A 14,070-nucleotide genomic window follows, 5' to 3' on the forward strand; every position below is an offset into this window, starting at 1 on the left:
GTGAGGCGCAGATCGGGGCTCAGAGGCGCTGTGAGGGCCGCTGAGAGCGCGAAGCCCCCCAGAACTGCGAGCGGGTACCGCAACGCCGGGTATCGTCGCGCACGCACGCTCTGGGGAGCCTCGCGGGTCGTGGTCATGATCAGCTGGCCATCGCGTGCCGCTGGCGCAGCTGCGTGATGAGCTTCTGCGTCTCGGGTTCGGGCTCGTAGTCCTCGTCGACGGCGGCAAGGCTCTGCTCGAGCTGGGTGATCAGACGCTCGACGCCGGCGTGGTCGCCGGCCTGGTGCTCGGCGCGCAGCCCGTCGCGCCAGAAGACCTCGTTGACGGGGTCGACCATGCGGCCGATCGCGGAGGCGAGGCGTGCGTGGCGGACCTTGCCGGTGGACAGGCTGCGGGTGGCTACCTCATGGGCGACGTCGCCGATGGTCGCGATCATCTCGTTGCGCAGCCGGTCGGCGAACACGTAGCGCTTGTCGGGGACGCCGCTGATGGGCTGTCCCTTGACGAGCTCGAGCGCAGCGAGCAGTCGGTCGGTGGGGGTGTCGGAGATCTCGTCACCGATGAGACCGAGGAAGTCCTGCCAGTCGGAGCGGACGTCCTCGTGCAGCCGGTACTCCCCCGTCGTCACGAGCGGCACATAGAGCTCGCCGTCATCGTTCTGTCCGAGCCAGCGGCGGGTCTTGGAGGTCAGCCCGTTGCGGTCGTCGTTGGCTTTCTTGCCCGAGGCGATCTGGCCGGGCCAGAACACGGCGTGTACCTGCTCGGCGGTGGCGTTCGGGTTCACCGACAAGAACGCGACCAGCTCGGTTCCCTTGCGGATTGCCGATCGCCACTGCGCGGCGGTGTTCGGGTTCACCGGCGCCTCTCCGCGCGCACCGCGAACCTCGACGGGTCCGAGCAGCTGCAGGTACGGCCCACGGTGCAGCGGTGTGATCGCCGCGAGCGGCTCGTCGTGCTCGGCCGCAGCCTCCTCGTCGACCAGGTCGACCGTGACGGTCTCCGCCGGCTCCTCGTCGACGGCGGCGGGTGCTGCCTCGTCCGCCTCGGAGATCTCCGCCTCCGTCTCGGCGGCGACGGGCTCGGAGATCTTGACGTCGGGCTCGTCGACGAGCGGGAGCTGCTCGGCTTCGACCTCGTCGGCTTCGACTGCGGCGGCGGGGATCTCGTCGAGCTCGAGTTCGTCGTCGAGCGCGACGCCGGTAGCGGCGCCCTCTGTGGCGACGTCGAACAGCGCGAGGATCTCGTTGTACTCGCGTGCGCCGACCAGCTGCGGGGTGATCGGGATGGCGACGCCGGTGCCGGGGATCTCGAGCTGAGCTCGGCGGTCCTCGGTGAGTGCCAGGTTCCAGCTGCCCGTCAGGTGGCCGGCGCTGACAGCTGCGATACCCACACGCGGGATCCGGGTGACCAGCTCGCTGATGGCTTCACGGGTGGCTTCGTCCGGGTTGTCGCCGAGGATGATGATCTCCGGCGCCCAGGCCTCCGCATCCGCTCCGGTAGTGCGTGCCTGCTCGAGCCCGTCGACGCCGAGCTCAGCGAGAGCAGCTTCGACCGCCGCGGCCTGTCCGTGCAGGTTGCGCAGCAGCGTCTCGGTGTCCTCGACGTGACGCACGCGGCCGCTGCCGAGCGCGAGCGGGAGGCGATCGCCGACGCCGACGAGGGTGACCTGGACGTCCTCAGACCAGGTGTTCGCGGCGAGCTCGATCGCGATGGCGGTGAGTACGCCCTGGCGCAGCTCTCCGGTGGCGCCGGTGACGTTGAGCGCACCGATCCGCTCGAGGTCGACGAAGATGTGCCCGTTGTTGTCGTCGTGGCCGAGCATGACCAGCGCCGGGTACGGCGCGGACGGGACCGTGTCGAGAGGCTCGAGGTCGGTCAGCGCGACCATCCAGGCGAGCTTGTCTTCGGGGTCGTATTGGGTGAACGGTGCCGGAAGGTCGGTCGGCTCGTCGAGGTAGACGGCGACCGAGCTCTCGTCGAGGCGGAGGGCGTACAGCGCGGGGAGCCGGCTGCCGGTTTCCTGCGCCCACACGGCCAGGTGGCGCAGGGCTGCGTCGACAGCCTCGGCCCCCAGCGGGTTCTCCACGGCGCGCAGCTCGAGCTCCACGGAGGACACCGTCTCGTCAGGCATCGCGATCCGCTGGCGGGGCTTGCGGTCGCGGCGCTGCTTGAGCCGCCGCCAGCCGAGGAGGGTGAGGAGGCCGGCGGCGAGTGTGGCGCCGATGCCTCCGATGGTGGCGACCTGGAAGTAGTCCTCGATGCCGCTCGTATCGTCCTCGTCGACGTCGACGGCCGCGGACGGAGCTGCAGCCTCGTCGACGGGCGCCTCGTCGGCGGGCGCCTGGGTGGCATCCGTGGTGAACCCCAGACCGCTCGTGGCCTCGTCCTCGGCCGCGGCATCCGCACCTGACGCGCCAGCGCCTTCGTCAGCGCCGCCGCCAGTACCCGCGGCACCAGCACCCTCGTCTGCGTCGACGTCGACGGCGCCAGCAGCGCCCTCGTCCGTGTCGATCGAGCCAGTGCTGCCGGTGGTGCCGTCCGCGTCGTCAGTCGGAGCGGCGGGGACGACGGTGGCCACGGGGATGTTGACCTGCTGGCCGGGGTAGATCCAGTTCGGGTCGGTGATGGTGCCGCCGCCGGGCTGAGCGATGTCCTTCGAGGCCTCGAAGATCTCGGGGTAGCGGGCATCATCGCCGAGCTCCTCGGCCGCGATGTCCCACAGGGTGTCGCCGGAGACGATGTCACGCTGCTCGTAGGTGATCTCGGTGACCGTCTCCGCTTCGGCACTGGCAGGCGCGGCCGCGGCATCCGCTGCGGCCGGTACGACGGCGTCTGCAGGCAGGGTGAGCACCCATCCCTCCTGTAGCCATCCCGACGCGGTCAGCGCTCCCCCATCGGCCTGCTGCACACCGAGGTTGAGCGCGGAGATCTCCGCAGCGCGGCTGCGGTCGCCCAGCGTGCTCTCTGCGATCCGGGCGAGTGTGTCCGTTCCCGTCACCACGTACTGCGGGCCTGCCTCGACGACGGGGGCCTCCTCAGCCGCGGCCTCGGTGGGCGCGACCGAGACGACGGAGGCGCTCATGGACACCGAAGGCTGCGTGGGTACCTCTGACGCGAACGCGGCCGCAGGCGAGAACAGCGCGATGACTGCGGCGAGCAGACCGCCCATGACCTTCTGCTGGACGCCGAGGCCAGGGATCCGAGGCCGCGGCACACCGCGCAGCTGCGCGGGTAGCTCGGCGAGGAAGCCGACAGCGAAGGTTGCCCACGCGATCCACGCGACGATCGGCATGATCGTCCCGATCAGGAAGGATCCGGTGTAGTCGCGCATCGTGAACCCGGCCACGAGCTCGTCCCACGACGGCAGCGGATTGCCGGCGAAGAACACGAGCCCGGCGGGGATACCGACCAGGAGCACGGCGAGCAGGATCAGCGACCCGAGGCCCTTTCCAATGCGGTTCATGATGCCTCCTTGGGGGTCAGGGGACGATGACGGTTTGCAGTTCATTGACCTCGAGGTCGACTGCGCTGTTGGTGGTCAGGTTGACGGTGCCGCCGGGGCCGGCGAGAGAGGTCCACGTCACGGTCCAGTTCGTCGTGGCCGTGACGGTGAAGCGATCGCCGGGGTTCCGGCTCGAGGTCGACGTGTACTGGTATCCGCAGGTCGGCGACGTCGTCATGCCGTAGCCGACGTTGTACGGAGTGCCAGTGTTGCCGCAGGTCGTCGACGCGCCGTCGCCCATTTGCCAGCGAACGGACGTGGCCTGAGCGGTCGCCGTGATCGTCTGCCCACCTAGCGTCGCGGTCTCCGTGTAGGGGCCCCAGGTCAGCGGTTCGGGGTTGTTGACCCAGAGCCAGATCGGAACCCCGACGTAGCCGCGTCGGTGACCCCACTGGGGGTTGACCTCAGGGGCCATGCCGATGTCGATGCCTCGGAGCTGGAAGGTCGAGATCAGCTGTTGCGCGGCGGCACCCGGAGTGAGCACCCGCAGCCCCGGCGGGACCGTCTCGCTCCAGAAGTTGCTCTCCGTACCTAGGCCCGGCGATCCACCCGGCGACGGGTTGAACATGATGCAGCCGTAGTAGCCGGCCTCCTGCGACACGCCTGGTGGGCGGGCCGGCCAGACGCCGTCCTTCATGAAGACGTAGCACTGCCGGGTGTTCGACCAGTACGACGTCGAGCCGCCGCAGTCGATGATCGCGTAGAAGCGCTGGTAGGTGCCGCCATCGAACACTCGAATCTGGTCTTCGGTCCAGCCCAGCTGTAGAAGGCCAGATTGCGAGTTCTCGTAGTAGCAGGTCGGTGCGCCAGGGGTCCATCCATTGCTGTCGGGGTTGGGCGTCGGGTCTCCCGGAATCGATGAGATCGTGATGAAGCACACGCCGCTCGCGTTATCGCAGTAGACGCCGTCAGCGGCCTGGGCTGGCGTGCTTCCGATCAGAACGCCAGCAAGCAACGCCACGCCCGAGACAACTGCTACGAGCCACCGCCTCAGCACGTTGCCCCCAGGTCAATCAGATTGCTCACCTTCCACGTCTTGGACTCGGCGTCGTAGGAGACCTGAAACTCGAACTGGTTACGGAGATTCGGGTTCTGCATTGCAGGCTTACCGTCCGCGGTGGTGATCTTTCGGCCCGACAGATCCAGGCAGCCAGGGACAAGCACGAGCCCGTTCGGCACCCCCTGCCACTCCTGGCCGTAGGCGGTCATCGGCTCGAAGACAACGGCGCCCTCAACAGTGGAAGGCCCGTCGATGCTCTCGCCGTCCTCGTTGAGCGTCGGCCCATTCGCGATACGCGCGGCGTCCTCGATGTAGCGCTGCAGTGCAGCCCCGGTGGCCACTGCTTCGTACGGGGCTGTGTCGGTTCCGCCGTTGCCCTCACCTGTGACCTGGGCCTGTGTCGCGAGCAGGAGCTCGATGGCGGCTTCGGCCTTGGTGATCGCCTCGTCCTCGTCGGCGGGTGCTTCGCCGGTGATGGACGTAGCGGTAGGCGTGGGGGTCGGGGTGTCTGTGGGGCTGGCGGTGGGGTTTTGGTTGCCGGTGCCCGTGCATGCGGTCAGCGTCAGTGCGGCGGCGATGATGCCGGCGAGGGCGAGGCGCTTGATGCTCATGATGTGGGGCTCCTATTGCGTGATCAGCTCTGCGGTGGCTGTGGCTTGGACGGGGAACGGCACGGGGAGGAAGGTGGCCGAGTAGTCGGTGTCGACGGTGACGGTGATGCGGTCGCCGCTGACGGCGACGCTTCCGCCGACGCCGGCGGCTGCGAGGTAGCCGTTGGCGGCGCTGACGGCTCGGCTGCTGTCGATCGCGGTGGTGCCGTCGCTGATCGCTTGGCCGCTGACGGCGTTCGCTGCGGCGCGGGCGGCGCTGGCTGCGGTGGTGTAGGCCTGCTGGTTGGCTTGCACCTTGCCGGCGCCGTCGACGACGAGTCCGACGATCGCGAGGAACGCGACGGTCATGATGACGAAGTAGATCGTCGCGACGCCCTTGTCGTCGCGGAACTTGGCTCGGAGCCTCTGGATCATGGTGTTCATCGCCGCTCCCTGTAGGCGTCGACGGGAGAGACGGCGGTGCCTGTGAGGACGCGGGTGCCGGGCATGCCGATCATGGCGGCGTCGCTGAGTGCGACGGTGCAGGAGACGGTCGCACTGACTCGGCCGGTGGTGCCGATCGGGGCGCTCAGGCCGGAGGCGTCGATGTTGACGGAGAGGGTCGTGCAGTTGACGCCGGACTGTTCCATCGAGATCCGCGCCATGTCTTCGGCTGCGTCCTGCGCCTGGGCCGTGGTGCGCGCGAGCGATGCTTCGCGGGCCGCGGCCGACGCTGCGGACTCGACGGCGTTGCCGGCCAGCGCGAGACGGCCGGCAGCTGCGAGCAGCACGAGCACCGCGGCGAGGGCCGGGGCGAGGATGGCGATCTCGAGGCCGGCGGAGCCGCGGTCGTCACGGAGCTTGGCGATGAGGGTTCGGATGGTGCGCATCAGTTCACCCACCTTTCGGTGGGGCCGGTCACGGTGACGTCGATGTTGGTGGTCAGTCCGGGGACGAAGGAGGGGGCGGTGCCTGTGACTGTGACGGTCACGGTGTTGGCGCCGCGGTCGACCGCGACGGATGCGCCGCTGATCGGTGAGCCGGATTGGTTGAGGACTGCGAGGCCGGCGGCGGAGCCGTCTGTGCCGCTGGCGTTGTAGGCGCGGGCGGCGTTGTAGGCGCTGGTGGCGGCGGCGTGGGCGAGGTTGTTGGCGTGGAGGATGATGCCCAGGTGCAGGAAGACCGCGAGGACGAGCAGCAGCACTGGGGCGATGATCGTGTTCTGCAGCGTGGCCGCACCCCGATCACCGGCAAGCGCTTCTCTGAGGCGCTGCCGGTGACCGGGGTTGGAGGTGCGGACCATCTGCGGGTGGCTCTTTCAGCCGGTGGGGATCTGACCGGCGTAGGCGTTGATCGCGGTGACGATGATCGCCACGACGGCCACGGCGGCGAGCGCGATGCCGGCGGTCCAGATGACCTGCTCGAGGGTGATGGAGCCACGTTCGGGCTCTTCGGTGAAGCGAGCTGCCCGCCCGCGCATGCGGGACAGGAACTCTCGGCTCAGGGTCGACATAGGATCCTGGTTCCTTTCTCTCTCTGGGTGGGTGGTGCTTGGTCTATTAGGTATAGGCCTCGGTTTGGGGCCTTCGCGGACAATCGACTTCCAACGTCTCAGAAGAATGCGTTGAGCACGAAGGGAGTTCCGAGCAGAAGCATGAAGAGGACGCCGGTGAGGGTCATCGGGATGGTCATCTTGTTGGTCGCTTTGTTCGCCTCCGTCACTTCATCATTCAGAAGTCGGTCCCGGAGGTTCTGCCCCCGTGCCCTGAGTGTCTCATATACCGACGCTCCTTGCTCCCCCGAGAGCCTGATCACCTTGGCGATTTCACCCAGGTCGGGGACGTTGATCTCGAGGGAGAGCTGCTCGAGCGCGTCCCAGGGTGCGGTGCCGGCGTAGCGGGCTTCGGTGAGGGTTTGGCGGATTCGGACGAATGCCCAGTTGCGTCCGACCTGGGCGGCGGACTCGAGGGCTTTGCCGGGAGGGGCGCCGCTGATGCGTTCGGATCCGACGAGCTCCATGTAGACGGCGACCGAGCGGGAGAACTCCTTGCGGGCGGCTTCGGCCTGGTCGCGGACGAGCAGGTTGGGCAGGTACCAGCCGCCGATGGCGAGGGGGATGCCGAACAGCGCGGGGATGTAGAACGCGGTCAGGCCGAGGACTTGGAAGATCAGTCCGATCGCGATGGGGGCGATGAGGCCGAGGCCGGCGGAGAGCACCTTCTGGTACAGGAACCGGTTGACGCTCATGCCGATCAGGCGCAGATCGCGGGTGGGGATCTTGAGCGAGGGGCTGTCGCCGACGCGACGGAGGACGGCTGAGCCCACCCGGTTCTCGAGGGTGGCGGCGTAGGCGGGGTCGGCGGCGACGGTGGTGGTGCCGATCCGATCGAGCGCTGCGGAGAGGCTGGGCTGGGTGGGCACCAGTGCGGCGATGACCAGCGCGAAGCCGAGCCCCAGGACGAGGCCAGGGAGGACGATCAGTGCGAGGTTCACTTCTCACCAGCTTTCTCGGTGGCAACGAGCAGACGGGGTGCCGGCACGCCGCGGCTGATGCGTCGCATCCACAGCAGAACGAGGGCGTAGCTGACGAGATATGCGGCGAACAGGAGTTGACCGATCGGGGTGCCGTAGGGGGCGGAATACTGCTGGGCGAGGACCAGGAGTACGAGCAGCGCGACGGTGAAGTAGACGACGAACCGGGCCTCGTTGCGCGGGGTGGCGCGGTCGGCTTCGATCTGGCGGCGCATCTTGACCCGCTCGAAGATGCTCTTGGCGAGATCCTCGAGCGAGGCGGCGAGGCCGGATCCGCGGAGCTCGGCCTTGCGGAGAAGGTGCATCACGAGCACGTCCGCGGTCTCGTCGTTGAGGTCGTCGGCAAACGCCTGCAGCGCCGCGGTGGTGGTCCACCGGGCGTTGATGCGCGCGACGAGCTGCGTGACCTGCGGGCGGATCGCTTCGGGGCAGCTGCTCAGCGATGCGGCGATGGTGCGTTCGAGGCCGGCGCCGGAGACGGTGAGGCCGGCGAGGCTGCGGGTCCAAGACTCGAGGGCGTCGAGCTTGGCGATCGTGTTCTCCTCGGGGCCCTTCTGCAGCAGCCATGGCAGGCCGACAGCGGCGACGGGCACGGCGATCACGAGCAGCCACCATCCGGTGATCAGCGCGAACACCAGACCGACCGCGGCGCCGCCGACGAGCTGGATCTGCTGCGTGCGGGTGAAGTCGCGTGTCGCCTTCCCGCGAAGCGCGCTGCGCGTGGGAAGTCCGCTGGTGCTGGGCTTGTGGGCGGCGCCGAGGATGACCAGGATCGCGCCGGCGACCGCGACGATGATGCACAGGGCGAGGGTTGCGGTAGTCATCTCACACTCCCAGGTTCGCGGGATCGAAGCCGTAGAACTTGAGCTCCTCGAGGAGCCGCGGCGATGGCATGTCAGCGGTGATGAGGCTGCCGCTGGATCGGTCGAAGCGGAACACCTGAGAGGCCACGGGGCGGGAGTTGTTCTGCTCCTCGCCGGGCAGGATCTCGGCGATCTCGGTGACGACGCGGCGGGGCTTGCCGGTCGCGGGGTCGATGATCTTCGAGATCTGCACCACGATCTTGATGTTCTGCTCGATCATCCGGTAGGCGTACACGGGGGTCGTGTTGTTGCCGCGGGACAGCATCAGCGCCGACATGCGGTCGATCGAGTCGTCTGCGCTGGCGGCGTGCAGGGTGGACAGCGACCCGACACCGGACTGCATGGCCTGCATCATGGCGTAGATCTCAGGGCCACGGACCTCGCCGACGATGAAGCGCTGGGTGTCCAGTCGGAGGGTGTCGTAGACCAGGTCTTCGGGGGTGATCTCACCGGGCAGCCGACCATCGGCGCCACGCTCCCCCTCCCCCGGCTTCGCCTCGAGTGAGACCACTCGCGGGTGGCGGTCGTTGATCTTGTGAAGGTAGAGCTCACGCTCCATCTCGATCGTGACGATCTTCTCTTCGGCCGGGATGCAGTCGGCGAGTGCGCGCAGCAGTGTGGTCTTGCCTGCGCCGGGGAAGCCGCTGGTGACGACGGAGACCCCGGCGATGACGGCCGCGCGGAGGAAGGCTGCCGCCTGGCGGGTGATGGTGCCGCGCTCCACGAGCTGGTCGAGGGTGACGTCGACGAGGCGGTGGATACGGATGACGATCGTCGGTCGGGTGGCGACGGGTTCGGCGATCGCTGCCAGACGCGCCCCGCCGGGCAGGTCCATGTGCAGTCGCGGCCGGGCGCTCGTGAACGATCGGCCGCCCTCCCCCGAGCGGGCGGCGAGCAGGTTGATCTCTCGCTCGAGCTCACGGTCGTTCTCGGCGATCGGGTACTGGTACTTGACCACGCGGCCGTCCGCGTAGGAGATCCAGACGTCGTCGAACCCGTTGATGTGGATGTTCTCAACGTCGGGCTCGTCGACGAGCGGCTGCAGCCGACCCAGGCGGAACAGCTGGTCGAAGACGGCCTGCCGGATGGCGGTCTGCATCGGGGCCGGCCAGCGCCCCTCGCCGGGGCGGCGGGTCTGGTCGTCGACGCGAGCTCGGACCCGGTCAACGATGTGGTCCTGCGCTGTCTGTTCGCGCTGCTCGGCGGTGATGTCCATGGACTCGCTGAACACTGCGGCGAGCTCACGGGAGACCTCGTCGCGAATGGCGGCGATGTCGGCCCAGGGCAGATCGCTGCGCGCGTCGAGGGTGGTTGGCGGGGTGACCTCGGGTGCCGGCCGCTCGGGGATGGTGGGCGGTGCCGGCACGATCGGAGCTGCGGGTGCCGTGGGGACTGCCTCGGCCGGGGCGTTCCGCTGTGCCGCGCGGGTCAGGTGCGCGGCGGCGTGGCCCAGGTTGCGCAGGCCCGTGTCGGCCGGTGCGGTCGTCGGCGCCTGCGGGGTGGCCGGTGCCGGCGCGGTGAAGAACGGGATGTCTCCCAGGTCTGCGGGGTCGGGCTTGGGGTCGCTCACTGCTGTCCCTCCCAGTCGGTGGTCGTGTAAGTGCGGGTGTTGAGGACATCGCTGTAGCTGTGCAGCAGCGCGCCGATGGCCCGCGCGTAGGGGGTGCGCTGGGCGCCGAGGGTGGGTGCGCCGACCGAGTAGATGGCGGCGCCCTTCGGATCCCAGGGGATGGTGCCCAGCAGGTTCATGCCGATCTGCTTGGTGACGGTCTTGAGAGGCCAGGTCTCCTGCGTGGTGGGGCGTTCGGTGACGAGGAGATCGACGTAGCTGGCGTGCCCGATCTCGTTGAGCGTGTTCAGCAGCCACTCGGGGACGGTGTTGCGGTTCTCGTCGAGGGAGCGCCAGTGTGCGAGCACGGCTGCCACGGAGGGCAGCGTGCGATCGGTGAACAGGGTGATGCTGTCCGCCTCGCGCAGCAGCGGGAGGCGAGGGTCGTTGACGTGGAGGCGCCCGCCGTCGACGAGGATGTCGTACCCGGCGGACTCGTAGGGGCGCAGCGCGTCGAGCAGTGCCCGCCAGAAGTGGGGGCCCGCGCCGGCGGCGCCCTGCAGACTCTTGAAGCCGGGGATGAGCACTGAGCGGGGGCTGAGCTCGACGGTCTGTTCCCAGAGCTTGTCAGGGGTCAGAGCGCCGTACTGGTCGGCGACGGCCGCTTCGGTCAGTCCGGTGCTGTGGTAGACCTGCCCGCGGATGAGTCCGGGGATGATGCTGCTGGTCTTGGTGGTGTCGGCCTCGACGAGGATCACGGGCTTGGACCAGTTGAGGGCCAGGGCGCCGGCGGCGGTGGTCACGCCGGGAGCGCCGGACGCGCTGGCAAGGAAGATGATCGCCATGCGGGGTCACTCCCCCGTCGAGTCGATGACCAGCGCGACGCGGCCTGTGGCGGCACGAGCGGCGATGTCGGGTGCTTCACGGTTCGGCACGACCAGGTCGACAACCCACACCTGGGTCTCAGTGTCGTAGGTGGCGGTGAACACCGTGGCGTTGAAGCTCTTGGGGGTCTCGACGGGCGGGTCTCCCTGAGTGACGGGGGTCTCAACGACACGGACCTTGTCGCCTGCTGCGAGCTGGTAGCCGGGCATCTGCGCCTGGGTGAGCGTGACGCCCACGATCGAGGAACCGGCCGGCACCGCGAGGGTGTCGCCGGTGTTGGCCGACGTGATGAGGGTGCCGGCGGGCAGGTCGACCAGCGCGGTGGTTCCGACGAGGTCGGCGGCATCCGCGGCGGAGACCGCGTCGACCTGCTGCCCGCCGGCGAGCTGGATGGTCGTCAGGTCGTCCGTGGTGATCGTCTCCCCGCGCGAGACGTCGACGCTGGTCGCCATGACGCTGACGGTGCGGGTGAGGTTCGTGGTGACCCACCACACGCCGATTCCGCCGAGGAGAACAAGCGCGATGCCGAGGGCGATGATCGCGGGGCGCCGGCGAGACTTCGTCGGCTGCAGGACTGCAGGAGTGAGTCCTTGCTTCTGCTCGCCCGGCTCGATGGTCTCTTTCGTGCGCTTGCTCTTGCGGTCAGTGGTCATTGGAGGTCAGTCCTTCATCGTGGGGCGGATGTGGGGTAGGTGTCTAAGCAGTCCGGTGAGTGTCTCATATACCGCCGTAGCGACAGCTGGTCTTCTGCTGTAGCTGGACACCTCACCGTCTAGTCGAGAGGCGGAAGGAATGCCTCGTAGGCGGTGATGATGACGAAGTTCCGGGAGGGAGCATCGAGTTCAGCGGTGACGCGATCGAGGATCGCGCGGTACGACGGGGCAACGCGCACGGTGTGCTTCACGCGGGGCCCCGCGTCGGAGACGGGGGCGGGACGCTTCTGCCTGTTGAACAGATCCGTCCAGTCCTCGTCAGTCTCTTCTCCGCCGGCGGTGGCCTGGCGGATCAGTTCAGGAAGACGCTTATAGGTAGCCGAGACGGCGTCCAGGAGGACCGTCTGGTGGCTCTTGCGCGTCTTGGCCATGTACGCCTGCAGGCGGTCGTTCAGCGGGACCGGAAGGTGGACGGGGACGCCCTTGGTCGCGGTCTCCCGCTCCTCCCCCTCTCCCCCGTCTTCGTCCTCTGTGCGGGTCGTGCGAGTCGGCTGCTTGCGCGGCGCCTGCTTCTTCGCAGGAGCGGCCGCGGTTTCGACCGCCGCTGCAGGGGCGGGCTCCGGAGGCGGAGCCTGGTCGACGGGGGGCTCCACGGGTTCTGCGGGAGCCGGCGTCGTCGCGGTGCGGCGGGTGAGTTTTCCGAGATCCTGACGAGCCATGTCAGGCCTCCTTCATCTGGTTGGCCCACAGCGACGTGAGCTCCAACGCGACACTGGTGTAGTCGGAGATCGCTGCTTGGTTCTTGCGGGAATCGGTGTACTGCGTGACGACCTTGCCGTCGAAGGGAGCGTCCTCGACGCTCGCGGACAGACGAATGTGACGCTGGAAACGCGGGAGTCCGATCTGCCCCTCGATGAACTCGACGGTGTCGAGCTGCTCTTGCCAGTCCTCGAGTCGCCGACCGCCGCGGCGGGTGTCGATCTTGTTCAGCAGGAGTCGGTAGGGCACTCCCGTCGGGATGATGTGCTCGACCAAGGTGTCCGCGACCGACTCGATCGCCATGGTGGCGGCTTCCAGCGGCAGGACGATGAAGTCGGCGACCTGCAGGACTGCGGTGAGGACGCCGGTGTTCTCATGGCTGCCAGGCGTGTCGACGAGGACGATGTCGTAGCCGTCGAGGTCACGCAATCCCATGATGTTGTTGGGATCGACGTCGGCTGCGAAGTCGAACGGAAGGTCATCCCCCGCTCGCTCGGCCCAGCGTGCTGCGGACTGCTGCGGGTCGACGTCGACCACGAGCACATTGTTGGCGCGGGACAGCGCGGCCGCGAGGTTCATGACGGTGGTGGTCTTGCCCACCCCGCCCTTCTGGTTGCAGACGCCGATGATTCTCACGATCGGCCTCCACGGATGATGGTGTTGACAGCGGTCGCGCCAGTCGAGCGCGCGATGTGCGGATGTGTGGCGCGGGTATGGGGCAACTGTGGCGGGTTCATGGGCGCCAGTATAGCGTCACATTCACGCCTATATGCAACAACAATCGCGCGTGTCGTGCGTCGCATATGCGCTAGAGAGTGCGATGCAACCGCGCTAGAGCCGTGCACTTCGCGCGCTCTATAAGAGCAAAGATCGCGCATGCAGTGCGCACGCACTTGCGCTCTATTTGCTACATGACACGCGCCAGAGTGGCGACCTACAGGCACAAGCAATGCGCAATCAAAGGGCTGTACAGGCAACAGTCTCGCGCTAGTAGTGCGCCTGTTAGAGCGCAACATCATGCGCGGGTAGGGCGATGTGCTAGCGCGAGTATTGCGGATGTTATTGCGGACAACTAGCGCGGGTGTGGTGCGGAGGTTGCTCAGCGTATCGCGCGAGTGATGCGGTGATCTGGCGGGGGAGTGGCAGAGGCTATCGCGACCTTGCTGCGAGGGTACAGCGCAGGGCATTGCGGCGGGGTGGCGCGTGTGTGGCGCGGCGCTGGCGATGGTGGAGTGCGCGGTGTCGCGAGGGCTGGTCAGGGCGACGTGGCGGGGCATCCAAACGATGGATGCGGGCGTAAGCGGGCCTGTGCGGCCCGCTGAGGCGATTTCGGCCATGAGGAGGGCTTCCGAGTGAGGCGGAGGGGAAGACAGGGCCCCTGGGGGCCATCCAGAGGCCCTGTCGGTCTGGGGGCGGAGCGGTGAGTGTGCTCCGGCCTGTGGGGCGCGCTCGACTCGTCGACTGCGCTTGCCCCCTGGATGGCGGGTTGGCTCAGCTGCGGCGCGGGGCGTAGGGGTCAAGTCCCTGGAAGTGGTGTAACGGCTGATCCTTCGCTTTATGCGCTGAGCGCGATGAAGGTGTCGGCGACCACCTCGCTTTCGGTGTCGGGCAGGACGCGCATGCGGGAGCGGGCCAGAACGTCCAGCCCGAGGTAGCGGCGCCCCTCGGCCCACTCGTCGGTCTGCTCGGCCAGGACGCCGCCGACCAGGCGGATGATCGCGTCGCGGTTGGGGCGCC

At 68.2% G+C, this 14,070-nt stretch carries 14 protein-coding genes and 1 pseudogene; all 15 read right to left on the reverse strand.

What is annotated here, in order from left to right; translation table 11 throughout:
- Nucleotides 1-139: 139 nt before the first annotated feature.
- Entirely contained in the window at nt 140-3,463 is a 3,324-nt protein-coding gene (locus H7694_RS16860) for a LysM peptidoglycan-binding domain-containing protein (protein ID WP_193599377.1), read from the reverse strand.
- A 16-nt stretch (nt 3,464-3,479) separates the two neighbouring features.
- A complete protein-coding gene (locus tag H7694_RS17745; RefSeq protein ID WP_227468413.1) occupies nt 3,480-4,382 on the reverse strand; it encodes a hypothetical protein in 903 nt (300 codons plus the stop codon).
- Nucleotides 4,383-4,492: 110 nt separating this feature from the next.
- Nucleotides 4,493-5,113 carry a hypothetical protein gene (locus tag H7694_RS16870; protein ID WP_193599378.1) on the reverse strand — a complete coding sequence of 207 codons (621 nt, stop codon included), beginning with the start codon at nt 5,111-5,113 and terminating at the stop codon, nt 4,493-4,495.
- A gap of 12 nt (nt 5,114-5,125) precedes the next feature.
- Nucleotides 5,126-5,536, reverse strand: coding sequence for a pilus assembly protein TadG-related protein (locus H7694_RS16875; protein WP_193599379.1), 411 nt, complete (start codon nt 5,534-5,536; stop codon nt 5,126-5,128).
- The gene (locus tag H7694_RS16880; protein WP_193599380.1) at nt 5,533-5,982 is read right to left on the reverse strand and encodes a pilus assembly protein; all 450 of its coding nucleotides are present in this window, start codon (nt 5,980-5,982) and stop codon (nt 5,533-5,535) included. The genes H7694_RS16875 and H7694_RS16880 overlap by 4 nt, the downstream gene beginning before the upstream one ends.
- Nucleotides 5,982-6,395: a TadE/TadG family type IV pilus assembly protein gene (locus H7694_RS16885; protein ID WP_193599381.1), complete on the reverse strand. Its 414-nt coding sequence runs from the start codon at nt 6,393-6,395 to the stop codon at nt 5,982-5,984. The genes H7694_RS16880 and H7694_RS16885 overlap by 1 nt, the downstream gene beginning before the upstream one ends.
- Before the next feature lie 15 nt (nt 6,396-6,410).
- On the reverse strand, nt 6,411-6,605 hold the full coding sequence (locus tag H7694_RS16890) for a hypothetical protein (protein ID WP_005052697.1): 195 nt from the start codon (nt 6,603-6,605) through the stop codon (nt 6,411-6,413).
- A 98-nt stretch (nt 6,606-6,703) separates the two neighbouring features.
- Nucleotides 6,704-7,585 (reverse strand): type II secretion system F family protein, encoded by an 882-nt coding sequence (locus tag H7694_RS16895; protein WP_062635296.1) that lies wholly within the window; start codon nt 7,583-7,585, stop codon nt 6,704-6,706.
- Nucleotides 7,582-8,448 (reverse strand): type II secretion system F family protein, encoded by an 867-nt coding sequence (locus tag H7694_RS16900; RefSeq protein WP_062635294.1) that lies wholly within the window; start codon nt 8,446-8,448, stop codon nt 7,582-7,584. Before H7694_RS16900 ends, H7694_RS16895 begins: the two co-directional genes overlap by 4 nt.
- 1 nt (nt 8,449) lies before the next feature.
- A complete protein-coding gene (locus tag H7694_RS16905; protein WP_193599382.1) occupies nt 8,450-10,057 on the reverse strand; it encodes a CpaF family protein in 1,608 nt (535 codons plus the stop codon).
- Nucleotides 10,054-10,881, reverse strand: coding sequence for a hypothetical protein (locus H7694_RS16910; RefSeq protein WP_193599383.1), 828 nt, complete (start codon nt 10,879-10,881; stop codon nt 10,054-10,056). The genes H7694_RS16905 and H7694_RS16910 overlap by 4 nt, the downstream gene beginning before the upstream one ends.
- 6 nt (nt 10,882-10,887) lie before the next feature.
- Nucleotides 10,888-11,574 (reverse strand): SAF domain-containing protein, encoded by a 687-nt coding sequence (locus H7694_RS16915; protein ID WP_193599384.1) that lies wholly within the window; start codon nt 11,572-11,574, stop codon nt 10,888-10,890.
- 119 nt (nt 11,575-11,693) lie between these two features.
- Nucleotides 11,694-12,293: a hypothetical protein gene (locus tag H7694_RS16920; protein WP_193599385.1), complete on the reverse strand. Its 600-nt coding sequence runs from the start codon at nt 12,291-12,293 to the stop codon at nt 11,694-11,696.
- A 1-nt stretch (nt 12,294) separates the two neighbouring features.
- On the reverse strand, nt 12,295-12,969 hold the full coding sequence (locus H7694_RS16925; protein ID WP_193599386.1) for a ParA family protein: 675 nt from the start codon (nt 12,967-12,969) through the stop codon (nt 12,295-12,297).
- A 919-nt stretch (nt 12,970-13,888) separates the two neighbouring features.
- Nucleotides 13,889-14,065, reverse strand: a pseudogene (locus H7694_RS16930) (IS256 family transposase); the annotation flags it as partial.
- Between the last annotated feature and the right edge of the window lie 5 nt (nt 14,066-14,070).

Origin of the sequence: Microbacterium sp. YJN-G, assembly GCF_015040615.1 — a bacterium.
In the GTDB taxonomy this organism is placed as follows: domain Bacteria; phylum Actinomycetota; class Actinomycetes; order Actinomycetales; family Microbacteriaceae; genus Microbacterium.